29 protein-coding genes are annotated in these 25,604 nt (G+C 66.3%); 21 read left to right on the top strand and 8 right to left on the bottom strand.

Annotation, left to right across the window (positions count from 1 at the left end; all coding sequences use genetic code 11):
* Both A9W96_RS07790 and A9W96_RS07785 read left to right on the top strand, forming a co-directional pair.
* Positions 1-278, top strand: a 278-nt coding sequence (locus tag A9W96_RS07790) for an SgcJ/EcaC family oxidoreductase (protein ID WP_156765148.1), incomplete at its 5' end; no start/stop codon positions are given.
* A gap of 43 nt (positions 279-321) precedes the next feature.
* Entirely contained in the window at positions 322-912 is a 591-nt protein-coding gene (locus tag A9W96_RS07785) for an arsinothricin resistance N-acetyltransferase ArsN1 family B (RefSeq protein ID WP_067138771.1), read from the top strand.
* A gap of 88 nt (positions 913-1,000) precedes the next feature.
* On the opposite strand, the gene A9W96_RS07780 is transcribed toward A9W96_RS07785, so the two are convergent.
* Together A9W96_RS07780 and A9W96_RS07775 are read right to left on the bottom strand one after the other, a co-directional pair.
* Positions 1,001-1,753: an Mce protein gene (locus A9W96_RS07780; RefSeq protein ID WP_067138769.1), complete on the bottom strand. Its 753-nt coding sequence runs from the start codon at positions 1,751-1,753 to the stop codon at positions 1,001-1,003.
* Positions 1,744-2,352 (bottom strand): hypothetical protein, encoded by a 609-nt coding sequence (locus A9W96_RS07775; protein WP_067022461.1) that lies wholly within the window; start codon positions 2,350-2,352, stop codon positions 1,744-1,746. The genes A9W96_RS07780 and A9W96_RS07775 overlap by 10 nt, the downstream gene beginning before the upstream one ends.
* Positions 2,353-2,614: 262 nt before the next feature.
* Between A9W96_RS07775 and A9W96_RS07770 the strand changes: the two genes are divergently transcribed.
* From A9W96_RS07770 to A9W96_RS07710, 13 genes are all read left to right on the top strand, one after another.
* The gene (locus tag A9W96_RS07770) at positions 2,615-3,478 is read left to right on the top strand and encodes an ABC transporter permease (protein WP_066861140.1); all 864 of its coding nucleotides are present in this window, start codon (positions 2,615-2,617) and stop codon (positions 3,476-3,478) included.
* 1 nt (position 3,479) lies between these two features.
* Positions 3,480-4,337: an ABC transporter permease gene (locus A9W96_RS07765; protein ID WP_066861142.1), complete on the top strand. Its 858-nt coding sequence runs from the start codon at positions 3,480-3,482 to the stop codon at positions 4,335-4,337.
* Complete coding sequence (locus tag A9W96_RS07760; RefSeq protein ID WP_067138767.1) at positions 4,338-5,891, top strand: MlaD family protein; 1,554 nt, start codon at positions 4,338-4,340, stop codon at positions 5,889-5,891.
* Positions 5,888-6,967, top strand: a complete 1,080-nt coding sequence (locus A9W96_RS07755; protein WP_066861148.1) for an MlaD family protein — start codon at positions 5,888-5,890, stop codon at positions 6,965-6,967. Before A9W96_RS07760 ends, A9W96_RS07755 begins: the two co-directional genes overlap by 4 nt.
* Complete coding sequence (locus tag A9W96_RS07750) at positions 6,960-8,006, top strand: MCE family protein (RefSeq protein ID WP_067138765.1); 1,047 nt, start codon at positions 6,960-6,962, stop codon at positions 8,004-8,006. Before A9W96_RS07755 ends, A9W96_RS07750 begins: the two co-directional genes overlap by 8 nt.
* Positions 8,003-9,118 carry an MCE family protein gene (locus tag A9W96_RS07745; RefSeq protein WP_066861154.1) on the top strand — a complete coding sequence of 372 codons (1,116 nt, stop codon included), beginning with the start codon at positions 8,003-8,005 and terminating at the stop codon, positions 9,116-9,118. The genes A9W96_RS07750 and A9W96_RS07745 overlap by 4 nt, the downstream gene beginning before the upstream one ends.
* Before the next feature lie 2 nt (positions 9,119-9,120).
* Positions 9,121-10,350, top strand: a complete 1,230-nt coding sequence (locus tag A9W96_RS07740) for an MlaD family protein (protein ID WP_067138763.1) — start codon at positions 9,121-9,123, stop codon at positions 10,348-10,350.
* Complete coding sequence (locus tag A9W96_RS07735) at positions 10,347-11,597, top strand: MlaD family protein (RefSeq protein ID WP_067138775.1); 1,251 nt, start codon at positions 10,347-10,349, stop codon at positions 11,595-11,597. Before A9W96_RS07740 ends, A9W96_RS07735 begins: the two co-directional genes overlap by 4 nt.
* 37 nt (positions 11,598-11,634) lie before the next feature.
* Positions 11,635-12,231, top strand: coding sequence for an Mce protein (locus A9W96_RS07730; protein ID WP_067138761.1), 597 nt, complete (start codon positions 11,635-11,637; stop codon positions 12,229-12,231).
* Positions 12,232-12,243: 12 nt separating this feature from the next.
* A complete protein-coding gene (locus A9W96_RS07725) occupies positions 12,244-13,029 on the top strand; it encodes a mannan-binding family protein (protein ID WP_066861164.1) in 786 nt (261 codons plus the stop codon).
* Positions 13,030-13,158: 129 nt separating this feature from the next.
* Positions 13,159-14,421, top strand: a complete 1,263-nt coding sequence (locus A9W96_RS07720; protein WP_066876490.1) for a TetR/AcrR family transcriptional regulator — start codon at positions 13,159-13,161, stop codon at positions 14,419-14,421.
* A 283-nt stretch (positions 14,422-14,704) separates the two neighbouring features.
* Positions 14,705-14,929 carry a hypothetical protein gene (locus A9W96_RS07715; protein ID WP_066861264.1) on the top strand — a complete coding sequence of 75 codons (225 nt, stop codon included), beginning with the start codon at positions 14,705-14,707 and terminating at the stop codon, positions 14,927-14,929.
* A gap of 9 nt (positions 14,930-14,938) precedes the next feature.
* Positions 14,939-15,286, top strand: coding sequence for a hypothetical protein (locus A9W96_RS07710; protein ID WP_067138759.1), 348 nt, complete (start codon positions 14,939-14,941; stop codon positions 15,284-15,286).
* 30 nt (positions 15,287-15,316) lie between these two features.
* Here A9W96_RS07710 and A9W96_RS32100 read toward each other — a convergent pair whose 3' ends face one another.
* From A9W96_RS32100 to A9W96_RS07700, 3 genes are all read right to left on the bottom strand, one after another.
* Positions 15,317-15,484, bottom strand: a complete 168-nt coding sequence (locus A9W96_RS32100) for a hypothetical protein (RefSeq protein ID WP_197499442.1) — start codon at positions 15,482-15,484, stop codon at positions 15,317-15,319.
* Between the two features lie 123 nt (positions 15,485-15,607).
* Positions 15,608-16,396, bottom strand: a complete 789-nt coding sequence (locus A9W96_RS07705; RefSeq protein WP_067138757.1) for a hypothetical protein — start codon at positions 16,394-16,396, stop codon at positions 15,608-15,610.
* On the bottom strand, positions 16,393-16,785 hold the full coding sequence (locus A9W96_RS07700) for a hypothetical protein (protein ID WP_197499441.1): 393 nt from the start codon (positions 16,783-16,785) through the stop codon (positions 16,393-16,395). Before A9W96_RS07700 ends, A9W96_RS07705 begins: the two co-directional genes overlap by 4 nt.
* Before the next feature lie 98 nt (positions 16,786-16,883).
* Here A9W96_RS07700 and A9W96_RS07695 point away from each other — a divergent pair, with 98 nt between their 5' ends.
* The 3 genes from A9W96_RS07695 to A9W96_RS07685 are packed head-to-tail and all read left to right on the top strand — an operon-like array spanning position 16,884 to position 19,386.
* Positions 16,884-17,459, top strand: coding sequence for a hypothetical protein (locus A9W96_RS07695; protein ID WP_067138753.1), 576 nt, complete (start codon positions 16,884-16,886; stop codon positions 17,457-17,459).
* Positions 17,456-17,761, top strand: coding sequence for a PE family protein (locus tag A9W96_RS07690; protein WP_067138751.1), 306 nt, complete (start codon positions 17,456-17,458; stop codon positions 17,759-17,761). The genes A9W96_RS07695 and A9W96_RS07690 overlap by 4 nt, the downstream gene beginning before the upstream one ends.
* Positions 17,762-17,763: 2 nt before the next feature.
* Entirely contained in the window at positions 17,764-19,386 is a 1,623-nt protein-coding gene (locus A9W96_RS07685; protein ID WP_231999627.1) for a PPE family protein, read from the top strand.
* Between the two features lie 20 nt (positions 19,387-19,406).
* On the opposite strand, the gene A9W96_RS07680 is transcribed toward A9W96_RS07685, so the two are convergent.
* Together A9W96_RS07680 and A9W96_RS07675 are read right to left on the bottom strand one after the other, a co-directional pair.
* Positions 19,407-20,093 (bottom strand): class I SAM-dependent methyltransferase, encoded by a 687-nt coding sequence (locus A9W96_RS07680; protein WP_067022440.1) that lies wholly within the window; start codon positions 20,091-20,093, stop codon positions 19,407-19,409.
* 146 nt (positions 20,094-20,239) lie between these two features.
* Complete coding sequence (locus A9W96_RS07675; RefSeq protein ID WP_066861270.1) at positions 20,240-21,139, bottom strand: class I SAM-dependent methyltransferase; 900 nt, start codon at positions 21,137-21,139, stop codon at positions 20,240-20,242.
* Positions 21,140-21,259: 120 nt separating this feature from the next.
* Between A9W96_RS07675 and A9W96_RS07670 the strand changes: the two genes are divergently transcribed.
* Together A9W96_RS07670 and A9W96_RS07665 are read left to right on the top strand one after the other, a co-directional pair.
* A complete protein-coding gene (locus A9W96_RS07670; protein WP_067138749.1) occupies positions 21,260-21,682 on the top strand; it encodes a nitroreductase family deazaflavin-dependent oxidoreductase in 423 nt (140 codons plus the stop codon).
* Positions 21,683-22,005: 323 nt separating this feature from the next.
* The gene (locus tag A9W96_RS07665; RefSeq protein WP_067138747.1) at positions 22,006-23,514 is read left to right on the top strand and encodes a SulP family inorganic anion transporter; all 1,509 of its coding nucleotides are present in this window, start codon (positions 22,006-22,008) and stop codon (positions 23,512-23,514) included.
* Between the two features lie 10 nt (positions 23,515-23,524).
* On the opposite strand, the gene A9W96_RS07660 is transcribed toward A9W96_RS07665, so the two are convergent.
* Entirely contained in the window at positions 23,525-24,382 is an 858-nt protein-coding gene (locus A9W96_RS07660; protein WP_067138745.1) for an LLM class F420-dependent oxidoreductase, read from the bottom strand.
* A 285-nt stretch (positions 24,383-24,667) separates the two neighbouring features.
* On the opposite strand from A9W96_RS07660, the gene A9W96_RS07655 reads away from it, so the two are divergent.
* Entirely contained in the window at positions 24,668-25,591 is a 924-nt protein-coding gene (locus A9W96_RS07655) for a 2-hydroxyacid dehydrogenase (RefSeq protein WP_369806948.1), read from the top strand.
* Positions 25,592-25,604: the final 13 nt, after the last annotated feature.

Below are 25,604 nucleotides of genomic sequence, written 5' to 3'. Positions count from 1 at the left end.
ACGCCATCGCGGCATCGTATGTTCCGCTCTTCAGGAAGCTGCTCAACCGAACACAGCTGCGAGTAGACATCGTCGGGGTCCGATTTCTCACACCCGACGTTGCGCTGATCCACGCGAACGCGTCGGTGGTCAGAGCGGGACGACGGCGCAGTCGCCGCAACGCCCGCGTGAACACCAGCGTGGCCGTGCGGGCGGACGGTCGCTGGCAACTCGTCGCCTCGCAGAACACCGCACACCGGTGGATCGCCGAAAAGCTCATGGCTAAATTCTTTTCCTGAAGCATCGCCGCCCGACTAGCGTTGTGTGGTCATGAGGGTGCGAATGGCCACGGCGCAGGACGCAAATGCGGTCGCGCAGATCTATCTGCCCTACGTGCGCGACACGGCGATCTCCTTCGAGGCGACGCCCCCAGGCGCCGACGAGATGCGCTCCCGGATGACGAGGACGCTCGCGCGGCTGCCCTGGCTGGTCGTGGCCGACGGTGATCGAGTCAAGGGGTACGCCTACGCGAGTCCGCACCGCGCGCGTGAGGCCTACCGCTGGTCGGTCGACGTCTCGTTGTACCTGGACGAATCGATTCACCGCCGAGGCCACGGCCGCCGGCTTTACGTAGCGCTATTCAATGTGCTTGTCGCGCAAGGCTATGTCAACGCGTATGCGGGCATTGCGTTACCCAACTCCGCCAGCGTCGGCTTGCACGAAGCGCTGGGTTTCACCCCGGTTGGCACCTTCCGCAGCGTCGGTTTCAAACACGAAACGTGGTGGGACGTCGGCTGGTGGCATCGCCGGCTGGCCGAACCGCCCCCCGCACCGCCGGAGCCGATGGCCTGGTTCCAACTGCCCGATCACGCCCTCGACACCGCCCTCGCCGCACCCACGGACAGCGGTTTCACCGGAGGATGCGCTCGATGACCCCGCTGCTGTGGGACCAGCACACGTGTCCACCGCTCAAGGCGTCGCCCGACCACCACGGCCTCGAGTCGACTCTAGGGCAACAGCTTCAAGGCAGATCAACCTTGCTGGCCAGCCAGCGGCCGTCCACCTTCTCCATGGTCACCTTGACGCGGCTGCGATCCAGCTGAGGGGCCGGGGCGGCCCCATTGCTCACCGACTGGTCGACGAACAGCACCACGTCCACCTTGTCTTCGGTGGCGGACTGGACCGCGGCCTCGATCACACTCCCATGCGCCGCCGCCTTGTTGTCGATGAGCGTCTGGCGCAGCTGGGCGCTGGATTTGGTGTACATGTCCTTGAATTCACCGGTCGACCCGTCGAGGACGTCGGTGAAGTTCTTGTCGATTGCATTGGTGTCCACACTGGTGAGCGTGAGAACGTACTTCTTGGCCGCAGCCAATGCCTGGGCGGCCGCGACCTCCCGCTGGTGGTGCTGAAACAACAGCCAGCCCTCATAACCCGAACCCGCGATCAAGACGGCCAGCACGGCCGCGGCGGTCCAGCGAACGGCGTTGAACCGGCGAGGCTTTCGGGCATCCGGGCGCACCTCGTCCGCGAGCTCCTCGTTGTCGCCCGCCGTGTCGGGCTCGGCGGTCTCCTCGGCGTCGTCGCTCGTGTCGGGTGATACGTCGGCCGGCGTCACATCGCCGCCGGACTCGTCGGCATCGGCGCCCGTGGGCGCCGGTGGATGCGTCGCGTCATTGCCGATATCCGCTACGGCGAGGCGAAAGCGGCTTACCAACCACGTTCCCGGGTTGCCGACTGGTCGTAGTGCTGGGCGGTGATTCATCAGTTGCATGCGCCGGAGTCGCGAAGCGCGTTCGCCCAGCCGGTGGCCGAGACGATGTTCGCGTGGGTGACTCCTGACGGATCCTTTCTCTTGATGCTGTCGCTGATGCGCGACAGTTGAAATGCCAAGTGCGTCATCGATTCACCGCCGTAAACCGGCGAGTACGGTCCGAAGTTGTCGGGCTGGTTGGTAATGATCAGTGGCTTGACTCGAGGCGCCAGGAACGCCGTCGACTGGTCGATGTTGGCGACCACGGCGCGGGCGTATCCCTGCACGCGGCCGACCGAGTAATCGTCATGCCGGTCGCCGAGGTAGCGGTTGAAGTCGTTGATCTGGTCCATCAGCGGTTCGAACTGCGCCTTGAACCACTGGCACGAGTCCGACATTCCGCCGATCATCTCCGGTGTCACCCGTGCGGTGAACGTGTTGTACGGCCAGATGTCGAAGTTCGGCGACCATTCACTGGGCGCGGGCGTGAAAACCGGCAATGGCGGCGGGGGCTGGCCGGCATCGGCGGCGGCATATCCGGACAGCGAGATGGCAACGGCCAGTGCTGGACCGGCGCACGATAGGCCGCCACCTGCTCGTCGCAACCTCGTCAGATTCATCCGCTCTTCCCCAGGAATACGATATCCCGCGCTCACCGAATACCGAACCACTATCTCATTGCCAAACGATCATTAACATCAGCGCCATGGTAGGGGATCTTCTCGCGAAGCCCGCGATGCGTCAAGGGGCCATTACCAGGCGAAGCAGCGGGATGACCACGGGTCACCGTGGGAGAACGCGTCCCGACGTGGCGGCGAAGGCGACGCAGTCGACGGAGTCGGATCTTTCGCAGAAGCCGAGCAGTGGTTAACATAGCCGCCCGTGGGGGCACAGCGACCGTTCACCGATGACCGAGCGTCCGAGGGCGTGGCCACTATCCAGGAGTGGTCCGCGGGGTACGTTGTGCGGCACCCCCTGGCCTCACTCAACACCCTCGGCGAGCAGTACATCCTCGCGCTGCGCACCATCGAGTACTGCATGGTCGACCTGTTCACCGGGCGCTTCCAATGGGCCGAGTTCATCCGCCAAGGCGCGTTCATGGCCGCCACGGCGGTGCTGCCGACGGTGCTGGTGGCGCTGCCGATCGGGGTGACTCTCTCCATCCAGTTCGCCCTGCTGGCCAACCAGGTCGGGGCGACGTCACTCGCCGGAGCGGCCAGTGGGCTCGCGGTGATTCGCCAGGCCGCCTCGCTGGTGGCCGCGGTCCTCATGGCGTCCGCCGTCGGGTCCGCGATCACCGCCGATCTCGGTTCCCGCACCATGCGCGAGGAGACCGACGCCATGGAGGTGATGGGTGTTTCGGTTATTCGCCGCCTGGTGGTGCCGCGCTTCGCCGCGGCCATCATGGTCGGCGTTGCCCTGACCGGAATCACTTGCTTCGTCGGGTTTTTGGCCAGCTACCTGTTCAACGTCTACTTCCAGCGCGGCGCGCCCGGGAGCTTCGTGGCGACCTTCTCGTCGTTCGCCACCACCGAAGACATGGTCGTAGCGTTGCTCAAAGCCGTCATCTACGGCGCCATCGTGGCGGTAATCGCCTGTCAGAAAGGGCTTTTCACCAAGGGCGGTCCGGCGGGCGTCGCGAATTCGGTCAACGCCGCCGTGGTGGAATCGATTCTGGTGCTGATGATCGTCAACGTCGGGATCAGCGAGCTGTACAACGCGTTGTATCCCAGGACCGGGTTGTGACATGACGGCGTCCGCCTACGTCCCCACCTTGGCCCGCCCCTTTGTCGGCGCCTATCGGGCCGCGGCCGCCCCGACAATGCGGCTGGGGCACATGCTGGTGTTCTTCGTGCGGGCCGTGCTCGCCGTGCCGTCCGTGCTGCGGCAGTACCGCACGGAATTCCTGCAACTGCTGTCCAACATCGCCTGGGGCAACGGCTCGATCGTGGTCGGCGGCGGCACGGCCGGCGTCGCGGTGGTGCTCGGCTTCACCGCTGGCGCTCTGGTCGCCGTGGAGGGATACAACTTCCTCAATCTGCTCGGCTTAGGCCCCGCGACCGGCATCATCTCATCGCTGGTCAACACCCGCGAGCTGGCGCCGATCATGGCTTCGCTGGCCTTCGCGATGCAGGCCGGCTGTCGCTTCACCGCGCAGCTGGGTGCCATGCGCATCGCCGAAGAGATCGACGCCCTGGAATCGTTGGCCATCCGCCCCATCCCGTTCCTGGTCACGACGCGGCTGATGGCCTCTGTCATCGCGGTCATCCCGCTTTACATCGCGTGCCTGGCGGTGACGTACCTGACGTGTCAGGTGGTCGCCGAGGTGATCAGCGGTGGCTCCATCGGTCCGTACCTGCACTACTTCACGATGATGCTGAATGCCAAGGACATTGCCTATTCCGTGCTCAAATGCGTTGTCTTCGTGTGGCTGTCCTCCACCGTGCAGTGCTACTACGGCTTCTATGCCGCGGGCGGGCCCGAGGGCGTGGGAGTGGCCGCCGGGCACGCCATGCGGGCCAGCATCACCGTCGTGATCATGGTCAACATGTTGCTCACCATGGCGCTGTGGAGCATCGACGCCGGCGCGAGATTCGGTGGCTGAATGCCGAATTCGCTAGATTTCGACGGCCGGGGACCCTCCGATCACCAGCTGCTGGCCATGGGCGCCACGGTGCTGCTGATCGCGGGACTCATCACGGGCGCCCTCTTGTTGAAATCCACCGGAAAACTCAATGACTACGTCCGCGTGGTCGCCGAGCTGACGAACGTGGGCGACGGCCTGCCCGCCCGCTCGGACGTGAAGTATCACGGGCTGCTCGTCGGCGCCGTCGACAACGTCGTCCCGGCGGCATACGGCAAACCCAACTATGTGCAGATCAACCTCAAACCCGAATACGCCAAGGACATTCCGGGCGCGGTGACCGCGCGCGTGGTGCCCAGCAATGTGTTCGCGGTGTCGTCGGTGCAACTCGTCGACGGCGGACCAGGTTCGAGCATCCGCAGCGGGGCGCGAATCCCCGAAGACCAGCAGCTTTCGACGGTGATCTTCCAGACGACGATCAGCAAGCTGCGTGACATCCTCGCCGCAACCGGCCGGGGCCGCGAGGACCACAGCGTGGGGCTTCTGGCCGCCGTGGCGGCCGCCACCAACAACCGCCGGAGTGCGCTACTCACCGCCGGCGCGCAATTGACTCGCGTGCTCGACGAGCTCAACTCCATCGTCGCCACCGATCCCGGGCCGACCACGGTCTCCGCGCTGTTGGATGCCACCCGGGGTCTGCAGTCCACGGCACCCGAGCTTGTCGATGTGCTGCATGATGCGGTCAAACCGATGCAGACGCTGGCCGAAAAGCGGGAGCAATTTCGCTCGCTGGTCACCGGTTCACATCACACCATCGGGGTCAACCGCCAAGCGTTCGACAACCACACCGATCAGCTGATCGAGATGACACAGAACCTCACACCGGTCCTGGGCGTATTCGCCTTGCACAGCGACAAGTTCGTGCCCATCTTCACTCGATTGAACCGGTTGTCCGACAAGTTCTTCGAAGAGGTATGGGATCCCGAACTCGACACCGGAAACATGCGGGTCAATCTGGCGCTGACACCGAGCTACACCTACACCCGCGCCGACTGCCCGCGGTACGGCCAGTTGCTGGGGCCCAGCTGTTATACCGCCCCGACCATCGCGGTCCGGCCCGACCTGCCCGAGGTTCTGCTACCGCAGAACTATCACCCGCCAGCGGATCTGGCGCCGCCCCCGGGCACCCAGGTTGGGCCCGACGGCAACCTCGTTCCGGTCGGACCGCCCCTGTACAACCCGAACCCCAGCCTGCAAGACCCCAACCCGCCCTTACCGTGGTGGCCGTGGCCCATCGGTCCGGCGCCCAGGGTCCCGGGAACCGCCGATCCCGATGACGCGCCGCCGCCTCCGCCGGGGCCGAACCCCGGCCCACCCGGCGCGGTCGCGCCGTCGGGATTCGGCGGCAACGTCGGACCCGTTGGCAGCCAACACGAACGCGACCAGCTGGGCTTGATCACCGGGCAGGGACGCTCGGCGTCGGTGGCGACCCAACTGCTGCTCGGCCCGGTGGCGCGCGGTACGTCCGTCTCGTTGAAACCCGCGCAACCACAACCGGTAGGCGGGCCGAAGTGAAGGTACGGGGGCCGTTGATCGGGCTGTCGATCTTCATGGCGATCGCCATCGCCGTGACGTGGATGGTGTACGCCACCCTCCGGCGTGACGTGGCCGGTCCGACCACGCCGTACGCGGCGATGTTCACCGACGTCTACGGATTGCGCATCGGTGACGACGTCCGAATGGCCGGCGTGCGTGTCGGGCGCGTCGAAAACATCGAGCTCACCGGCAAACTGGCGAAGGTCTCGTTCATCGTCGAAAACGATCAGCATCTCTACGAGAACACCGTGGCATCGGTGACCTACCAGAACATCATCGGCCAGCGGTACCTGGGCCTGTCGCTGGGCGAGATCGGCAACAGGGCAACACTTTCCGCAGGAAGCGTGATACCGGTGCAGCAGACGGACCCCTCGTTTGACGTCGGCAAGCTGCTCAACGGTTTCGAGCCGCTGTTCACCCTGCTCAACGCCAAGGACGCCGACGACCTCACCAAGGGCGTCCTGCAGTCGCTGCAAGGCGATCAGGCATCGATCCCGCTACTGGTGCAGCAGACCTCGACGATCACCCGAACGCTGTCCGCCCGCGATCAATCCCTGGGCGATCTGATCAGCAACCTCACGAAGGTCACCGACACCGTCGCCCGCGAGAACGACGACCTCGACCGTGCACTCGACCAAACCCGCGATGCGGTGGCCAATTTTGACAACCGCCGCGCGGGGCTACAGGACTCGGTGGGTTCGATCGCTCGGGTGACCCGTCGGCTCTCGGCGATCGCCGACGACGTTGACCCGTCGTTGAACGAACTGATCACCCGAGAGCCCGGGTTCAGCAAGCACATGGTCGGCATCGAACCCCAGCTGGCCTTCACCGGAGACAACCTGCCGCTGCTGCTCAAGGGTTTCGCGCGCGCCGTCAGCGAGGGCTCCTACGGCAACGCCTACGCGTGCGACCTGAACGCGACCGGCTTCTTCCCGGGGCTCAACGACATCACGACATTCATCGTCAACGCGGCCACCCCCGGCAACGCCTACCCGATCACCACAAAGAACATGGGGTGGCATACCCCGCGATGCAGGAACATGGCCAATGGCTGACTCGCTCAGGGCCCCGTGGTCGCGGCGTCGTCCGCTCGAGTCATACAACAGGACCTGGCTGGGGCTGGCGGGATTGGCGCTGGTCGCCGTCCTCGTCGCGGTGTCGCTGGGAATCAAGCTGCTCGGCATCGGCTACACCCACTACACCGCCGAATTCCTGCAGGCCGCCACGCTTCGACCCGGCAACCCGATCACCGTGGCCGGCATCGAGGTCGGACACGTCACCAGCATGAAGCTCGACGGCGATCACGTCGAAGCCGGACTGAGCGTGCGCGACAACATCACCCTCGGCAAGAACACCCGCGCGGTGATCAAGGTGATGACCATCCTGGGTTCGCGCTACCTCGAGCTGGTTCCCGACGGCCCGGGCTCGCTGCCGGCCAGGACGATCAGCCTGAGCCACACCGAGGTGCCCTACGACCTGCAGTCACTACTCGAGGACGCCACCACCACGTTCGAGCAGGTCGATTCCGACCAGTTCGCGCAGTCGCTCGCGGTGCTGGGCAAGCAGCTTGGCGGCGTACCGCCACTGATACCGCAGGCCGTCGCGAATCTGCAGACCCTGTCGACCATCACCGCGGACCGTCGGGGCCAACTCGGCACGCTACTGAAAAGCACTCAGCGAGTGGTCAATACCCTGCGGCGCCAGCAGACCAACATCGGCCATCTGATGGATCAGGGCCAGGATCTGCTTGGGCACCTGGTGGCCCGGGAGGCCACCTTTCACGCCATGTTCGCCGGACTGACGGACCTCGTCGACCAGCTCGACAAGATCGTCGTCAACAACCGGCCGCTGCTCGACGAGCTGTTCGCAAACCTGCACCAGCTGACGAACATGGTCGGCCAGCACGACGACTTGCTGCGAAACCTGTTGCAAGTCGCCCCCGTGGCCCTGCGCGGTCTGACCAACGCGACCGGCTATGGGCCGGTCGTCGAGTTCAACCTTCCCAATGGTCTCGCCATCGATTCATGGATGTGTGCCATCAGCGGTCGCGCCAAAGAGTTCAAGATGATCCAGTACTTCAAGGACTGCAAATGACCACCGGCAGGCGCAAACTCATCGCCGTAAGTGTCGCGGTCGCGGCGCTGGCCGCCATCGCCGTAGGGCTGGTCGGCCACTACGTGAAGTCGCGCCTGGACACCATGACGGTGATCGCGCAATTCGACAGCGCCGCTGGGCTTTACGAGGGGAACGTGGTGGCGGTGCTGGGCATGCCGGTGGGTAAGGTCAGCAAGGTCACGTCCAAGGGCAGCTACGTCGAGGCCGAGTTGACGGTGGACAAGAAGGTCAAGATCCCGGCGGCCGCCCGCGCCGTCACCATCACGACCTCCATCCTCACCGACCGGCAGGTGGAACTCACTCCGCCCTACCGAGGCGGCCCGGTGCTGAAGAACCACGACACGATCGGACTCACCCGAACCAAGACGCCGGTGGCTTTCGACCGCGTGCTGGACATGCTCGACAAGGTGTCCAAATCGCTGAAGGGCGACGGAAGGGGTGGGGGCCCCGTCGCCGACCTCAGTGACTCCGCGGTCGCCATCACCGACGGCAACGGCAAGAAGATCCTGTCCGCTCTCGACCAACTCTCCAATGCCCTGCGGCTCAGCTCCGAGCGGGGCGGGACCACCCGCGAGCAGTTGACCACGATTATCACCGACCTCAGCTCGATCACCGAGGCCGCCGCCCGCAACGACACCAAAGTGCGTCAATTCGGCTCGACCACACGCCAACTCAGCCAGATGCTCGCCGACGAGAAGTTCGGCACCGGCGCCACCGGACGGACCATCAACCGCATCCTCGAGGAAGTCACCACGCTGATCGAGCAGAACCGGGACAACCTCAAGCAGGCGGTCCGCAACGGCGACACCGTCGCCAAGACGATCGTCGAGGACCAGCGCGGAGTGTCCGAGATGCTCGACGTGCTCCCGATGACACTGGAAAACCTCTACAACACCGTCGATCGGAACAACGGCGCGATCCGCGTGCACGGGCTGCTGGACAAAGCCCTCACCGACAGCCAGTCCGCCAAGGAGCTCTGCAATCTCATGCACTTGCGTCAACTCGGTTGCAGCACAGGCACACTGCAAGACTACGGACCCGATTTCGGCCTGACCTACATTCTCGACGGCCTCTCGGCGATGGGGCAGTAGCGATGAACGTCGTCAAGCACAAATTGGTAGTGGCGCTCAGCGCAGCCATGGTCAGTTCCGGGTGCGCCACCAACGGGCTATCCAGCCTGCCGCTGCCCGCGCCGGGGATCGGCAATGGCGGATACCTGCTCAACGCGGTCTTCTCCAACGCGCTGAACCTTCCAGCCCATGCGAAAGTCAAACTCGCCGGCGCCGACGTCGGGCAACTCGAATCGATGGTCGCGCGCAACTACACCGCGGTCACCACCATGCGCATCATGGACGGCGTGCGGGTGCCGGCCGGCAGCACCGCAGAACTGCGATCGGCGACACCGCTCGGCGACGTGTTCGTCGCGATCAAGCCACCGACCCCGATGGATCCCCGCGCGCCGCTGCTGAAAAGCGGCGACACCATCGGGCTGCCTGCGACCCGTGCCGCCGCCACCGTGGAAAGCGTGCTGAGCTCGGCCGCGCTGCTGGTCAACGGCGGCGCGGTCCGCAACTTCACCAACATCGTCAACGGCGCGGGCAAGGCGACCGGTGATCAGGGACGCGCGTTCGGCGACTTGATCAACCGGACCAATCTGCTGTTGAGCAAGCTCAATTCGCGCTCCGAGCAGATCGATGCGGCGGTGACCGAAACGGCCGAACTCGCCGACCGGCTGGATCAGAAGAACCAGGCGCTCTCCGAAATCCTGCAAGCCGTCGGCCCGGCAACCAACGTGTTGTCCAGCAACGCCGACGAAATCGCCGACGTGGTAGACGAACTCGGCGCCACGACCCATCAGCTGTCCAAATTCCCGTCGATCGCGGGCACCGACAAGACGGGCCGCAGCGTAATAAAGGACGCCAACACGATCGCCGCCGCATGGAACGACGTCGTGTTGAGCCCCGATACCAGCCTCGCCGGCCTCAACAGGCTGATCCCGCCGTTCGTGAAAGCCACGCCCAGCGACGCGATTTCGGTGCGCGGCAGCTTCGACCGGCTGGTGATGGGCTCGCGGCCGGGCACCGGGGCGGAGACGGGGGGATTCAAGGGTGATCCCGTGTTCCACGGACCGATGCGCCGCGACTGGAACTACATGATCGGGTCCATCAAATACGTCCTGTGGCGCCTACAGGAACGGGTCGTCGGCCGCGGCCCGCAGACACCGATGGGCCAAAGCCCTTGGACGCCGGTCGGTCCGCCGCTTCCACCGGCACCCGCCGGTCAAGCGCCGCCGGATCCCATGATTCCGGAACCACCGCGGTGATCGACACCCTCGGCCGGTTCATCGTCGCCGCGGTCAAAGCGGGACACCGGCGGCGCGCGTGGCTGTCCGGCCTTGCCCTGGCTCTGACCCTCGTCGTCGGCGTGACCTACCTGGCGATCGGGGCGCTGCGGATCGACCCCTTCGAGTCGACCTACCGGGTCACCATCCGGCTGCCCGAATCCGGTGGGCTGCTGGCCAATCAAGACGTAGCGGTCCGGGGGATCCGGGTCGGGCGCATCCAATCGCTGCGGCCCGTACCCACCGGCGTCGAGGTGATCGCGAATATCAATGCGAATACCAGGATCCCCGCCGCCAGCCCGGTCCGGGTTTCCGGATTGTCCCCTGCGGGCGAGCAGTACATCGATTTCGAGCCCGCATCCAACGCCGGCCCGTTCCTGTCGAACGGCAGCGTGATCGGCCCACAGCACACGACCACGCCGATTCCGCTGTCGCAAGTGCTCGCCGACGCCGACGGCCTGCTGGCCCAAACCGACCCGAAGAAGCTCGAAATCGTCAAGCGCGAACTGAGTTTGAGCAAGGATGGGCCGCAGAAGCTCACCGACATCATCGACGGTGCCACCTTCCTGCTGTCGACGATGGACCCGGTGCTGCCGCAGACCGTGACCATGCTCAAGACCAGCCGGGTGGTCCTGACGACACTGTCGGACAAGAACGCCGGGTTGGGTGCGACGTCCCGCAATATCGGGGACCTCATGACCGGCGTGAACAAGATGGACGGCGGCTACCGCAGATTCGTCGATCGAACCCCGCACGCCCTGTCCTCGGTGGACAACCTGTTCGACGACAACTCCGACACCATGGTCGGGTTACTGGCCAATCTGGTCACCACCGCGCGGATCGTCTATCTCCGCGTGCCGGCGCTGAACGCGGTCTTCCCCGACTATCGCGGCTCGACACTCGAGGCCCTGATGACGACCATGCACGAGCATGGGCTGTGGGCGACCGCCGACATCTACCCGCGTTACACCTGCGATTACGGCACCCCGCGGCGGCCGTCGTCATCGGCGGACTACCCCGAGCCCTTCCTGTACACCTACTGCCGAGACGACGACCCCCAGGTATTGATCCGGGGCGCCAAGAATGCGCCCCGACCGGGCGGCGACGACACCGCGGGGCCGCCCCCCGGCGCCGACCTCGGCCAGACCGCCGATCCAACACCCAAGGGACGCTTCACCATTCCCACGCCCTACGGCGGACCGACCCTGCCGATCGAACCGCCCCACTAAGCCCACGAGCCCTTCACCACCGCAAGGAGACACCGCCGTGACACTAACCGCCGACCACGACTGCAGTACGAGCGAAGAGACCGAGACCCCGCCTGACGACCAGCCGGAAGCCTCCGCGAACGCCGACGGGCAGGACGCGAAAGGCCGCACCTGGCGATGGAAACGTCGGGGCCGCATCGCGGTTGTCGCCGCCGTCTACGCCGGGGCGTTCGTCCTCGCCGGTGGGTTGGGCTGGAAGCTGTGGGACGAGCACGCGGCGGACCAGGCCGGGCAGGCGGCCCAGCGGACCGCGATCGACTACGCCCAGGTGCTCACCAGTATCGACTCCGGCCAGGTCGACCAGAACTTCTCGGCCGTACTCAACGGGGCCACAGGCGATTTCAAGGAGACGTACACCAAAGCCAGCGCCCAGCTTCGGCAACTGCTCATCGACAACAAGGCCGCAGCCCATGGCACCGTCGTGGATTCGGCGATTCAATCGGAGAGCAAAACCAAGGTGGTGGTGTTGTTGATGGTCGACCAAACCGTCAGCAACGCCGTGCGGCCCGACGGTCGGGTTGACCGAAGTCGGATGAAGATGACGATGGAAAACGTCGGCGGCCGCTGGCTGGCCAGCAAAGTCGAACTACCCTAGGGCGTTTCGGTCATGCGGTTGATTCGAGTCTCGGCCGGTGCGGCGCTGGTGGCCGCCGCGGTGTTGAGCGCACCGGCGGCATCGGCCTCGGCGCAGTCGTTTTGCGGCGAGCTCGGCGGCGATTGGGACGGGCAGTACTGCCACACGTCGGTGTTGTCCGAGCGAAAGGCGGTCCGCGACATCAAGATGGCGTTGCCCGGCGACCTGGTCGAGAACCCCACCAGTGGTCCACCCATCCGTGAATACCTGCGGAATTTGATGAACAACTGGCGCACCAAGGGCGCATCAATGGTCCAAGACAGCTGGGGCGAGGAGAACTATCAGGTGTTCACCCATGGACGCGCGCTCAGCGTGGCCTTCCACGAGGACTACCACGCCGACGGCCCGGCATTCAACAACGCCTATCGCACGTTCACCTTCGACATGGCCGGCGGTAGGCGGTTGCAGCTGGCCGACATCACCAAGCCGGGCCTCGACCCGCTGACCGCAATTCCACCGTTGGCCGAGCCGTCCATCCAGGACGCGCTCGACCATGCCGCATGGCAACACAATCCGGGAACGTATCCGTTCACCCTCGATCGGTGGACACCGGACAAGGTCTTCTCGGGCGGCTACAAAGCCTGGGCGCTCACGCCCGACGAGCTGGTGCTGTACATGCCGGACTACCCGGTGGGACACGACTCGCCTATCCAGTACGGCCAATCGGAGCAATGGTCCATGGACGGAGGGGCCGTCGAGCCACACATTCCGCTCAGCGCACTGAGCTCGGTCCTGCGCCCGGAATTCGGCGGGGCGTAGCGGGGATAGACGTCTGATGACCTCGGGTAGGACGCCGCGCCCAGCGGCGCGCGGGAGGCTTGCCGGCTCCGCGATACCGCTTGTCGACCGATCGCCCCGACGGCCGCTGCTGCGGCTACGGTGATCTATATGCCATCGGCTAGCCGCTCCTCCGCAGATCAAGTAAAGCGGCGCCCGAAGGACCGCAAGATCCAAATCGCCCGCGCCGCCACCGATGCATTCAGCGAGTTGGGCTATCACGCGGTCAGCATGGAAAACATCGCGGCGCGGGTCGGGATCTCCGCGGCCGCGCTGTACCGCCACTCGCAGGGCAAGTACGACCTGTTCCGCGAAGTCTTCTTGGCGCTGGGACAGCAACTGGTCGACGCCACTGCGTTCGCTGATGACCTGCCCGCCGATGGCGATCCCGAAGAGCAGCTCAGCGCGCTGGTCAGTGCGTTGATCGACTCCACGATCGTCAACCGCACCGCCGGCGGACTGTATCGCTGGGAGGGCCGCTACTTACGTGGTGACGATCAACACGCCCTGGCCGAACAGATCAAACTGATCAACCGGCGCCTGCAGCGTCCACTGATGAGGCTTCGCCCGAAACTCACGTCGCGGCAACGCTGGATCCTGTCGGCGGCCACCCTGAGCGTGATCGGCAGCATCACCGACCATCGGTCGCGGCTGGGCAATTCCGAGATCCGCGCGGCGCTGGCGGACATCTCGGCCGCGGTGTTGCGGGCCGACTTGCCAACCCAGCGCGGTCGCGGATCCGAGCAGCCGCGCACGGCGACGCTGACCAGCGCAGCCGGAACCTATGAACGTCTGTTGCACGAATCGATGCGCCTGTTCAACGAACGCGGCTATCGCGAGACCGGGATGGAAGACATCGCGGCGGCGGTGGGCATCCCGGTTGCCAGCATCTATCAGTACTTTCCGGGCAAGGCCAACATTCTGGCCGTCTATTACCGGCGTGCTGCCGACCAACTCTCCGGCGACCTGTCCAGCATCTTGGCCACCAGCGCCGACCCGGAACAGGCGCTCGCACAACTCATCGAGGCCTACGTCAGCCGCTCGTTCGCCAACCCCGAATTAGCCTGCGTCTACTACACCGAGCGGCACAACCTGCCCGACACCGACGCGGTACTGCTGTACAACATTCAGCGTTCCACCGTCGAATCCTGGGCCAGCCTCGCCGTCGCGGCCAGGCCGGAGCTCACGCTCGGCCGCGCGCGATACGCCGTCCACGCCGCGTTCGCCCTCGCGGTGGACACCGGCCGACTCGTCTACCCCGACGCCAGCGCGGCCGCCGGACTCACGGTGCGCCGCCTGATGGAGGTCACGCTGCTGGGACGACCGGTCGCAGCGCCTCGGAGCGCGCCACGCGGTGGCCGGCAGCGCCGCTGACATGCCGTTGCGGAAGCCCCGGCAAAGAATCTTCCCGCACTTGCTTCTTGGAAACAAACCGCTGCGATGCATCGAGCGCGAGCCGAACGCCCCTTTGCGCCACCATATCTGAGCGTTCGGCTGCTGCGTGACTGCGCCGCCGAATCGAGCGCAGCACTACCGAATCGCACGAATGGGCATTAACATGTATGGGTCTAGTCCGCACGCCGGGACGCGGTGGGTCCTTAGCACTTCGGTGTAGGTCGGCTTCGAACCCGGCAGCACCCGCGCGAAAGGCATGCCCATGCTCAGCAGGATCCGCTCAGTCCTGGAGTACCAACTGACCATCGCCGAGCTGCTGGGCCTGGGGATCCTGCTGGGGACGCCGTACCTGATCGTCGGCGTGATCTGGTCGAGCACCCACACCCAGCATCTGCACGACATGCACGGCGTCGACCTGGTGGTCTCATTCCTCGGCTCGATCGTCTCTTGGCCGGTGCTGCTTTTCGCCAACGTCTGCATGACCTAAGGGGGGCGCATGACCAACCGCGGGCCGCTGGTCGTCTCCGCTGCCGTGGTGTTGCTGGCCGGGGGGCTCTTCGCGCTGTACCTGCCGGTTTTCATCGACGCCTACGATCAGTTCGGCTGGCAAGTCAAGTGCGGCAGCGGCTTTGTCACCGATCTGGCCCAGGCGTCCAGCGCGGTCGGCGTGGGCGGCAAGTATGTCGACCAGTGCGATCACGCGCTCCTGATCCGGCGGTTATGGGCGATTCCCGCGGCGGCGCTGGGCGGATTGATGTTGACGTGGCAGGCGGGCGTAGCGCTTGCCCACGACTACCGGCGGTCCACACCGGCGGTCCGGCAATCTGAACTACCTTGCCTCTAACGGGCTTTCGCCGAGCCAAGGTTGAGGCGACTAGCGGGTGCTCTCGTCCGGTAGGTCGTGCCGGGATTGGTGCAATCCGGGGCCGTTCGGATCCTCGTCCTGGTGCTCGAGCTGCTCCTGCAGCTTGCGCTGTTCCTCGGTTGCCTTTCGGGCGTCCTCGGGCGCCGCGGGCGGGTCGAAGTTGACTTGCTGATCCACCGAGATCTCCTCTGAACGTCTGCAATGCCTTTCGTCAGGTTCGCCCGAATGACGGCCGTTGAAACCCCCGCCCGGCCGCCGACACCGATCGCGCAGCTCACGTACACGGGATCGAGCGGGGAATCAGTATTGCTTGACCACCGCGCGCGGTGCCGTTCGCCACGACCTGGTTCCGTCGCCCTGCGGTCGGGGCGGTTCGAGTAGCAACACGGCCAGCCCGTCGAGCAAGACCGGCCGCACCCAGTCGCCCAGGTCGATCATCTCGCCGGGCCGCGGCTGGCGGAAAGCGTCGTCGCGCGCGATGTCGATCGGGGTCAGGTCGAATACGGTCTCGATGGTGGCCCGGTCGGGCAGCTTACGGATTCCGGGCAACGCGATGAACAGTCCGTCGTTGCCCGACAGGTGCAGGCCGACCGCCGCTAGCGCGCCGGTCATCCCCTCCCGGGTGCCGCCGTGGCCGGACAGGTGGATGCCGAGTGTCGTGGCGAGTTCGCGAGCCTCGTTGGGGCACAGTACTTCCCGTTTGGCGCGGAGACCGAAGTCGATCAGCCGCGCCGCGCTGCCGGCGAGTTCGCCCGGAACGACGACGGCGAGCCCCGGATCCGCATCGGGCGGGCACACCGTTTCCAGGAAGTGTCCGGCGAACTCGATGATTGCGGTGCGAACCGCGTGCGGATCACCGGCGGGGCTGCGCCAGGCCAGACACGCGCTCGAGTTATGGGACGTGTACGGGATCCGATCATCGACGAGCAGCTGATGTCTCGTGGCGCCCGAGGGTGAGCCGAGTCCGGCCGCCTGTAGCTCACGCAGCAGCGCGCGGGCCCGCCGGCCGGTGCCGGGGGTGTACGGGTTGTCGGTGTCATCGATGCCGATCAGCAGGTCGACACCGGCCAGCGCGGTACCGCCGATCACGGGTTGACCACCAGGTCGGTGACGTCGCGAACCCACTGATCGCGGCTGAGCTTTGCGCCGGTGAGCTTGAGTGTGTGGCGTTTGGTGAAGCCGAGGATGGTCCGATCGTCGAGCTCGCCGGCCGTCAGGGTCTGGGCCGGGTCGCGCCCTTCCACCCGCACGCTGATGACCCCGGTAGCGCCCGCGGCGTCGAGGATCGAACGCACGCTGGGTCCCTGCTGCACGCGGTGTGATTGCGGCGTCGTGACCCGAACCTGGGGCAGCTGCTCGAGTCGCGACAGGGTGAATCGGTCGAGCACCCGGTGGTTGTTCTGCACGACGAGCTGGACCTCGGTCTCCGACGCGCCGCACGCCACGAGTCCCGCAGCCAGGGCGAAAACCGCAACCACCCGAGTCAGAAGCGTATCGCTGCGCATTTACGGGCCCTATCCTGTGAATTCGCCGTAAATGAGGAATAGTGTAGGGGCTCGCGACTTATGATCTGCGCATGACCGTGCTGATGCGCCCAACGGCCGGATTCACCGCCGTTCGCGAGGTGGCATTTCCGCTGGTTGCGGTCGCCGTCATCATCGCCTCGACCGATATCCGGATGCCCCTGGGGCTGCCCGGTCACCGTGGGCTGATCTGGCTGACCCTGCTGGTGGCGGTCGCGCTGGTGACGGCGCGACGCGAGACGGTGCTGGCGGTCGGCGCGGCGTCGTCGATTACGGCGCTGCCGATCCATGGGTTGAGCGATCCACTGTGGAGCAGTCGCTATGTGGCCGCGGCGGCGTTGCTGTTTACGGTGGGCTCGGTTCCGGTGGTGCGCTCGCATCGGTGGTTACTGGTGCTGGCCGCTGCGCCCATTCACCTTGTCGCGCTTGCCGGTTCGGTCTCCTCATGGCACGCCATGTCGGCGTGGGTATCGAACGGAATGCTCGAGCGGGCGGGGTGGCACCTGATCTTCGGATTCGTAGCCGGTGTGCTCGCCTGGGTGGTGGCCCTAGGTATGGGTTGGCCGCCTGCGGCCAGGGCGGCCGGCGCCGGTTCGGTGACAAAACGATACAAGGAGCGGCCGCTGTGACGCTGCGAGTTATCCCCGAGGGCTTGGCCGCGACGAGCGCGGCGGTCGACGCGATCACCGCTGCGCTGGCGGCCGCGCATGCGGCGGCGGCGCCGGTGGTCTCGCTGGTGGTCCCACCGGCGGCCGATCCCGTGTCGCTGGCGGCCGCCGCCGTGTTCAGCGAGCGGGGAAGCCAGCACTCGGCCGCGGCGGCCAAGGGCGTCGAGGTGTTGGGTCGAGCCGGGTTGGGCGTGAGTCTGGCCGGCGTCGGTTACGCCGCCGGCGACGCGGCGGGTGCGTCAACATATCTGGGCGCAGTCTGACGATGACCGCGCCGGTGTGGATGGCCCTTCCGCCGGAGGTGCATTCGGCGCTGTTGAGCAGCGGACCGGGGCCGGGCCCCTTGCTGGCGGCCGCAGCGACGTGGACGGCGTTGAGCGCCCAATATGATTCGGCGGCAACGGAGTTGACTTCCGTATTGACCGGTTCGGTTCCGGTGTGGGAGGGCCCGACGGCCGACAGCTATGTCGCCGCGCACATGCCGTATTTGGCATGGCTGCAGCTGGCCGGCGCGCTGAGCGCCGAGGCGGCCGCTCAACACCAGGGGGTGGCCACCGCATACACCGCCGCGTTGGCCGCGATGCCCACGCTGCCGGAGTTGGCCGCCAACCATGCGACGCACACGGCCTTGGTGGCGACGAATTTCTTTGGGGTCAACACCATTCCGATTGCGCTCAACGAGGCCGACTACGCGCGGATGTGGACCCAGGCGGCCACCACCATGACCACCTACCAGGCGACGACCGCGGCGGTGCAGATGAGCAGCGCCGCCGGAGCGGGCACCGGGGGTAAGGCGGGCAGCGGCTCGGGATCCGGCACGGGCACCGGAACCGGAACGGGAAGCGGCACCGGCACTGGGACCGGCGGCGGTGGAGGCGGCGGCACGGGTTCCTTCCAATTGCCCACGCCCGAAGAGATCTGGGAAATGCTGTTCGGGCCCGACGGTGAGCAGATACCCGGGCAGGGCCAACCCAACTGGAGTCCATCGGAGTACCTGCAGAACCTGGGCAACTTCTTCAACGGCAACGCCCAGGCGGTGGCCTGGTTACAGCAAAACCTTTCCGGCCTGCTCAATCCGTCCCAATTCCCGGCGCTGGTCAACTATTTCATCGCGTGGCAGACCTACCGGATCATCAACTGGACGATCCGGACACTGCGCTTCATTCTCCAGGAACTGCCGCTGCTGCTGCAGGTCGGTTTGAGCCTGTCGATTACCAGCCTGGGAGGCGTGGCCGGCCTGGCGGGTTTGGCGGGCCTGGCCGGGTTGGCCGCGCCGGCCGGCGTGCCCGTTCCTGCCGCCGTGCCGCATCCCGCGGTGGTGGGCGTGCAACCGCCGGCGGTGTCGGCCGCTGCGGTGACGGCGCCCATGGCCCCGGCCGGCCCGGTAGCAACGGCGACGTCGATGGCGTCGACCCCGGCGCCCACGACTTCGGCGGCTGCGCCGCCCGCGGCTCCACCCACACCACCCGCCCCGGTGACCGGAACCGAGGGCTTCGGTTACCTGGTGGGCAACGTTGGGCTCGGTATGGAATCGACGGCGCAGACCCGGGCCCACAACGCGGCGCCCGCCACGCAGAACGCGGCGTCGGCCGCCGGGGTGGCCGCGGCGGAGCAGCACCATGGACGCTCACGCCGGCGCCCGCGCTCGGTCGTCGACCCCGGATACCGCTACGAATTCATCGAGGCCGATGACGAGACGGCCGCCGCGGCTGCACCGGCGTCGTCCGCTCGGCACCTGCCCTCGGAATCCGGCGCCTCGGCACGGGGCTTCGCCGGGACGCTACCTCGGCCTGACCTGCGGGCAGCCGGCCTGATTACGTTGGGCGACAACGACTCCGGCGACGGCGCGCGCACGCCGATGCTGCCGGAGGGGTGGGACGGCCCGTAGGCCGCGCGGCCCGGTCCGCGTCAGCCGAGGTGCGCGGACAGTAACCAGGCGCCCACGGACTTGCGACCGTTGTCCTCATCGCGAATGTCGGCGGCGAAGTCCTGGAAGCCGGACAGGAAGCTTTCGGGCACGTTGGCGTGGATGCGGGCCGGCCGGATCTCGTCGATCACCCAGTACTTCGAGACCACCTCGCGCAGCTCATCTTCGGTCACCGCATTGACCGGCCCGTTGGCAGGCATCGCGGCGCGGTCGAAGACGAGCACAAAGTACGAGGCGCCCGGCGCTGCGGCCCGCGCGATCGACTGCTGATAGCCCTCACGCAGTTCGACCGGCATCGAGTGGAAGAGCGTGCTGTCGACGATGGTTCCGAAGCGCCCGTCGTAGCCGGTGAAGGCGCTGATGTCCGCGACCTCGAAGGTCGCGCTGGTGAGGCCCCGGCGGGCGGCCTTCTCGGTTGCCAACGCAATGGCGGTGGGGGATTGGTCCAGGCCCACGGTGGTGAAGCCTCGCTCGGCGAGGTACAGCGACACGGCCGCCTCGCCGCAACCGGCGTCGAGCACGTCGCCGTGGAATTTGCCATCGTTGATGAGGGCCGCGATCTCCGGCTGCGGCTCGCCGATGCTCCACGGCGGCCGGTTGCCCTCGCCCATTTCGGGAGCCTCGCCCCGGTAGGCGGATTCGAACATCTCTTGCGTCGGTTGGGTCATGCCACCGTTTATATCAACGGCACTGATATATGTCAATGACGCTGATATAGGGGGCGTGCGGTGGCACGGCGACGGAGGGATTGATTGGGGAACTGGCGCGCCGACCGACCCCAGCTGCGCAGCAACCGAGGCCGTCGGGGGCTCAACTACTTGAGCGTCGCCGTCAGGTAGCCGGAAGCGTCGCCGAATGAGGCCAATTCGTCGTCGGGCACCGCGAACCCGTGTGCGGCAAAAGCCTGCTCGGTTGTCCGTATATCGACGTCCCAGCCACGGGCGCCCAGGTATTCGGCGGCGGTGTTGCGCTCGCCGGTGTAGAACAGCTCGGCCAGATTGATGCTGGAGCCGATGCGCCGGGACCGCTCGGTCAGTTTCTGCGCCCAGTCCGAGGGGATGCTGCGCAGGTCCAGGTGTTCGGTGGCGATCCGGCTGCCCGGCGCCGAAACGGCCGCGATGTTGTCGAACAAGCGGTCCTGCGCCTCGGGCGGCAGGTAGACCAGCAGTCCCTCGGCGCTCCACGCGGTCGGCTGTGCAGGATCGAATCCGGCGGCGGTGAGGGCGGACGGCCAGTCTTCGCGCAGGTCGATCGACACCGTGCGGCGCTCCGCGCTGGGGGTGGCGCCCAGTTCACCCAGCGTCCGCGTTTTGAACTCGATCACCTCAGGTTGGTCGATCTCGTACACGACGGTGCCCGCCGGCCAGGGCAGCCGATACGCCCGGGTGTCCAGCCCGGAAGCCAAGATCACCGCTTGCTTGATGCCCGATTCGGTCGCTTGAACGAAGAAGTCATCGAAGAACCGGGTCCGCACCGTGATCTGCTCTTTGACCGCCTGACGGTTCAGCAGCGGATCGTCGCTGCGGTCGAGCTGATTGTCGAGCAGCTTGATGAAGCTGTCGATGCCGACTGCGCGGACGAGGGGGTCGGCCCATGGGTCATTCAACGAAGCATCCGGTGGGCTGGAGGCGATCGCCCGCTGCGCGGCGACCGCGGTTGCCGTGGCTCCGACGCTGGACGCCAGGTCCCAGGTGTCGTTCTCGGTGCGGGCCACACCCATCTCCTCTCCGCGACTGCGACGCGATTAGTTAGCTCATATAAGTTGACGACTCGACTGTACGCCTTAGTTGGACCCGGGGAATGGAGTCGCGGATCCGGGGTGTTCGGTGTAGGTATGGCTGACGAAATCGAGTTGAGCCCCAGGGGCTGGGTGCGCGACCAGACCGAACAGATCCTGAGTCAGGGCACGACCGACGGAGTCGAGGTTTTCGACCGGCCGATCGTGCTGCTGACCGTCACCGGGGCGAAGTCCGGCAAGCAGCGCTACGTGCCGTTGATGCGGGTCGAGAAGGATGGCCGCTATGTCATTGTCGCGTCGCACGGCGGCGCCCCCGAGCATCCGCTGTGGTACTTCAACCTGAAGGCGAATCCGGCCGTGACATTGCAGGATGGCGACAAGGTGTTCAGGTTGACAGCGCGCGAGCTCGACGGCGCCGAGCGCGAGGAGTGGTGGCAGCGGGCCGTTGAGGCCTTCCCGCCCTACGCGGATTACAAGACGAAAACGGCGCGGCAAATCCCGGTTTTCGTTCTGGAGTAACCATTTTCCCTCGGCTGGCTGCGCTGCTTGCAATGGCCACCGAAAAATTTGCATTCGATATGCGCCCGGCCCGTCCGGTTGACCCCTTTATCTCCGCCCACTTACCTTCGAACGCATAGGCCAGGCATCTCCAGCCGAACAACGACGTTCGTGGTATCTGTAACCGCCTGCGCCGCACGGCTTTACGAGTGATCATCCTGCCGTGACCGGGCGGATAGCTGAAAGCCCACCGCTAAAGACCAATTCGGGGAGGGCCGGTGCACAAGCTGGAACAGCCAGGTCGACATGACCTGGAGGCGGTGGCTCCGTCCCGGCTCGATCGGATGCGAGAGACGCTACGGTACGATCTGCCGGCCTCGTTGGTGGTTTTTCTGGTGGCGCTTCCGCTGTCACTAGGTATCGCGATCGCTTCGGACGCACCGGTTCTCGCGGGCTTGACCGCGGCGATCGTCGGAGGAGTGATCGCCGGGTGGCTCGGCGGCTCACCACTGCAGGTGAGCGGTCCGGCCGCAGGGCTTACCGTGGTTGTCGCCGATCTGGTCGCCCAGTTCGGCTGGGCGATCACATGTTTCATCACCGTGATCGCAGGGATTCTGCAGGTCCTGTTGGGGTTCAGCAAGATTGCCCGGGCCGCACTGGCGATCTCGCCGGTCGTAGTGCACGCCATGCTGGCCGGCATCGGAATTACGATCGCCCTGCAGCAAGTTCATGTGCTACTGGGCGGCGCTTCGAAAAGCTCGGCGTGGAGCAACGTCACCGGATTGCCGGCCCAGATTGTGAGCGCACACCGCCCGGGAGTCGTGCTGGGCTTGCTGGTGATCGCCATTCTGGTGGCCTGGCGCTGGGTTCCGGCCCGGGTGGCCAGTGTTCCGGGTCCACTGGTGGCGATCGTGACGGTCACCGCCATCTCGATGATCTTCCCGTTCCATGTGTCCCGGATCGTCTTGGAGGGCTCCGTCCTCGAGGCACTGCGGTTGCCGTCGCTGCCGCACGGCAATTGGGCAGCCGTCGTTATCGCCGTCATCACGGTCACATTGATCACCAGCGTGCAGAGTCTGCTGACCGCGGTGTCGATCGACCGAATGCACACCGGGGCGCGAACCGACTTCAACCGTGAGCTGATCGGGCAGGGCGCGGCCAACATCGCATCGGGCGCCATCGGCGGGCTTCCCATCGCCGGTGTCATCGTGCGCAGCGCGGCCAACGTGAATGCCGGTGCGAAGACGCGTGCATCGACCATCCTGCATGGCATTTGGATATTGCTCTTCGCGGTGCCGTTCGCGGGGCTCGTCGAAAAGATTCCCACGGCGGCACTTGCCGGCCTGCTCATCGTCATCGGCATCGAGCTGCTGAAGCCGGCGCATATCGAAACCGCCTTGCGCAACGGCGATCTCGCCGTCTACCTGGTGACCGTGGGCAGCGTCGTCTTCCTCAATCTGCTGCACGGCGTGATGATCGGTCTCGCGCTGGCCGTCGCCGTCACCGGATGGCGGGTGGTGCGCGCCAGGATCGAGGCCAAGCCCGTTGGTGACGGATGGCACGTCGTCGTCGAAGGCGCTTGCACCTTCCTGGCGCTGCCCCGGTTGACCGGCGTCCTGGCGTCGGTCCCCGAACGCACGTCGGTCACCATCCACCTGCTGACCAGCTATCTCGATCACGCGGCGCACCAAGCGATCAGCGACTGGCAGCGCCGCCACTGCGCTACGGGCGGGCAGGTCCATGTCCGCGACACGGTCGAGGCGACTGAGCCCGCGCCAAAGCGATCGAAAGCCGGCCGCCGCAACGCGCACCTGAGTTTGGTCGAGGAGTTGTCCGCGGCGGGAAGCCGGTAAAGCCGCGGCGCTATGTGAGGTCGTCGGCAACCTGCTCGAGGGCGGCGAGGTGTTCGTCGACGTTCGCGAAGCCGGCCTTCATGGTGTTCACCGACAGGTGGCTGGCCCCGGCGGCCTTCCAGGCGGCGATGGTGGCGGCGAGCTTATCGCGGTCTTCGGTCCAGCTGACCCGGCCTTCCATGCCGAGGCTCTTCGGGTCGCGGCCCGCGGATTCGGCCGCGCGGCCCACCTGCTCGAGCGCGTGGTCGAGCCCGGGTCCGGGCTCGACCATGGGGAACCAACCGTCGCCGAGCCGACCGGCACGTTCGTATGCACGATCCGACGCGGCGCCGAACCACACCGGTATCGGCCGCTGGGTGGGCAGCGGGGCCAGGCCGGCCCCCGTCACGGTGTGGTACCGGCCGTTGAACGTGACCGACCGTTCGGTCCACAGCCTGCGCATGACCTCGACCTGTTCCTCGGAACGCTTGCCGCGGTTGATGAACGACTCGCCAAGCGCCTCGAATTCGACTGCGTTCCAACCCAATCCGATGCCGAGCCGGAAACGGCCACCGCTGAGCACATCCACCTCGGCGGCCTGTTTGGCCACCAGCACCGATTGGCGTTGCGGCAAGATGATGACACCGGTGACGAGTTCCAACGAGGTGACAGCAGCCAGGTAGCCGAACATGACGAACGGCTCGTGAAACGTCGAGTCGATGTCGTAGGGGCCCTGAAAGCCGTGATGCACCGTCGGGTCCGCGCCGACGACGTGGTCGTAGGCCAGGATGTGGGTGAACCCCAGTTCCTCGACGCGCTGACCGTACAAGCGCACGACGGCGGGGTCCGAGCCGAGCTCGGTTTGCGGAAAGACGACTCCGATACGCATTCGCTGTGCAACCGCGCGATAGCGGGATTGCTTCCCAGACGAAACTCCCGCGAGCCCGCGGGCCAGGGGTTTGGGGGCGGTGCCGGCTTCTCGCCTCTGGCGCAAGTGGTCGCTCGCAGCGACGGTTCTGGTGTGGTCCCCGGGGGAATGGCCGACACCGCCGCGCTGATCAACCACAGTCGTCGTCGGGATATTCCACCGCCGGCCGGCCGGCCCCATGCCGCCGTCGAGGATGATGAAGTCGTGACGGCGAAGAAAGTCAGCGGGGTGCTCAGGGTCGGCGAGATGGAGCCGACGTTCGCAGCGGAGCTGTCCGCCCGGTATGAGATTCCGCAGCTGCCCGGCGGCCCCGACCGCACGCGGTTTTTGACCGTGCACGGAGCCGGTGTGCGCGTGCTGGTGACGTCGGGATCGCCCGGCGTCGATGCGGACACCATGGCGGCGTTGCCCAATCTGGAGGTCATCGTCAACAACGGGGCCGGCGTGGATCTCATCGATCTGGAGGCGGCCAAACGCCGCGGCATCGGCGTGAGCAATACGCCCGATGTGTTGTCGGACACAGTCGCCGACACCGCGGTGGGGCTGATCCTGATGACGCTGCGCCGTTTCGGCGCCGCCGACCGCTACGTGCGCGCTGGCCGATGGGCGCGCGAGGGCGCGTTTCCTTACGCCAGGGACGTCAGCGGCCTGCAGGTCGGCATCTTGGGACTGGGCCGGATCGGTTCGGCGATCGCGACCAGGTTGCTCGGATTCGACTGTGCCATTGCCTATCACAACCGCCACCGCATCGAGGGATCACCGTTCCGCTATGCCGATTCGCCCGTGGAGCTGGCCGAGTCGGTGGACGTCCTGGTCATCGCCACCACGGGTGACCGCAATGCGCACAAGTTGGTCGACCGCGCGGTGCTGCGGGCTCTGGGCCCCGAGGGTTACCTCATCAACATCGCCAGGGGCAGCGTGGTCGACGAGGACGCGCTGGTGGAATTGCTGGCCGCGGGCGAATTGGCGGGAGCGGGCCTGGACGTCTTCGCCGAAGAGCCACACGTACCGGCCGAATTGATCGGCCTGGACAACGTTGTGCTGCTGCCCCATATCGGCAGCGCCACCGCGCGGACCCGGCGGGCCATGGCCCTGCTGGCGATCCGCAATCTCGACAGCTACCTCAGCACGGGCGAACTGGTCACACCCGTCCTGTCGCCGCACCGCTAGCACCCGCCGCGAC

Origin of the sequence: Mycobacterium sp. 1245852.3 (assembly GCF_001669335.1) — a bacterium.
Lineage (GTDB): Bacteria > Actinomycetota > Actinomycetes > Mycobacteriales > Mycobacteriaceae > Mycobacterium > Mycobacterium europaeum_A.
The sequence above is the reverse complement of the archived record's forward strand: the minus strand, read 5'-3'. Positions and strand labels throughout refer to the sequence as shown.

Excerpts from the sequence above, each read along its gene's own strand:
- A9W96_RS07785 (WP_067138771.1), top strand. The coding sequence starts at position 322 with ATGGCCACGGCGCAGGACGCAAATGCGGTCGCGCAGATCTATCTGCCC.
- A9W96_RS07780 (WP_067138769.1), bottom strand. The coding sequence starts at position 1,753 with ATGCAACTGATGAATCACCGCCCAGCACTACGACCAGTCGGCAACCCG.
- A9W96_RS07775 (WP_067022461.1), bottom strand. The coding sequence starts at position 2,352 with ATGAATCTGACGAGGTTGCGACGAGCAGGTGGCGGCCTATCGTGCGCC.
- A9W96_RS07765 (WP_066861142.1), top strand. The coding sequence starts at position 3,480 with ATGACGGCGTCCGCCTACGTCCCCACCTTGGCCCGCCCCTTTGTCGGC.
- A9W96_RS07760 (WP_067138767.1), top strand. The coding sequence starts at position 4,338 with ATGCCGAATTCGCTAGATTTCGACGGCCGGGGACCCTCCGATCACCAG.
- A9W96_RS07750 (WP_067138765.1), top strand. The coding sequence starts at position 6,960 with ATGGCTGACTCGCTCAGGGCCCCGTGGTCGCGGCGTCGTCCGCTCGAG.
- A9W96_RS07745 (WP_066861154.1), top strand. The coding sequence starts at position 8,003 with ATGACCACCGGCAGGCGCAAACTCATCGCCGTAAGTGTCGCGGTCGCG.
- A9W96_RS07740 (WP_067138763.1), top strand. The coding sequence starts at position 9,121 with ATGAACGTCGTCAAGCACAAATTGGTAGTGGCGCTCAGCGCAGCCATG.
- A9W96_RS07725 (WP_066861164.1), top strand. The coding sequence starts at position 12,244 with ATGCGGTTGATTCGAGTCTCGGCCGGTGCGGCGCTGGTGGCCGCCGCG.
- A9W96_RS07720 (WP_066876490.1), top strand. The coding sequence starts at position 13,159 with ATGCCATCGGCTAGCCGCTCCTCCGCAGATCAAGTAAAGCGGCGCCCG.
- A9W96_RS07715 (WP_066861264.1), top strand. The coding sequence starts at position 14,705 with ATGCTCAGCAGGATCCGCTCAGTCCTGGAGTACCAACTGACCATCGCC.
- A9W96_RS07710 (WP_067138759.1), top strand. The coding sequence starts at position 14,939 with ATGACCAACCGCGGGCCGCTGGTCGTCTCCGCTGCCGTGGTGTTGCTG.
- A9W96_RS07695 (WP_067138753.1), top strand. The coding sequence starts at position 16,884 with ATGACCGTGCTGATGCGCCCAACGGCCGGATTCACCGCCGTTCGCGAG.
- A9W96_RS07685 (WP_231999627.1), top strand. The coding sequence starts at position 17,764 with ATGACCGCGCCGGTGTGGATGGCCCTTCCGCCGGAGGTGCATTCGGCG.
- A9W96_RS07680 (WP_067022440.1), bottom strand. The coding sequence starts at position 20,093 with ATGACCCAACCGACGCAAGAGATGTTCGAATCCGCCTACCGGGGCGAG.
- A9W96_RS07670 (WP_067138749.1), top strand. The coding sequence starts at position 21,260 with ATGGCTGACGAAATCGAGTTGAGCCCCAGGGGCTGGGTGCGCGACCAG.
- A9W96_RS07665 (WP_067138747.1), top strand. The coding sequence starts at position 22,006 with ATGCGAGAGACGCTACGGTACGATCTGCCGGCCTCGTTGGTGGTTTTT.
- A9W96_RS07660 (WP_067138745.1), bottom strand. The coding sequence starts at position 24,382 with ATGCGTATCGGAGTCGTCTTTCCGCAAACCGAGCTCGGCTCGGACCCC.
- A9W96_RS07655 (WP_369806948.1), top strand. The coding sequence starts at position 24,668 with ATGGAGCCGACGTTCGCAGCGGAGCTGTCCGCCCGGTATGAGATTCCG.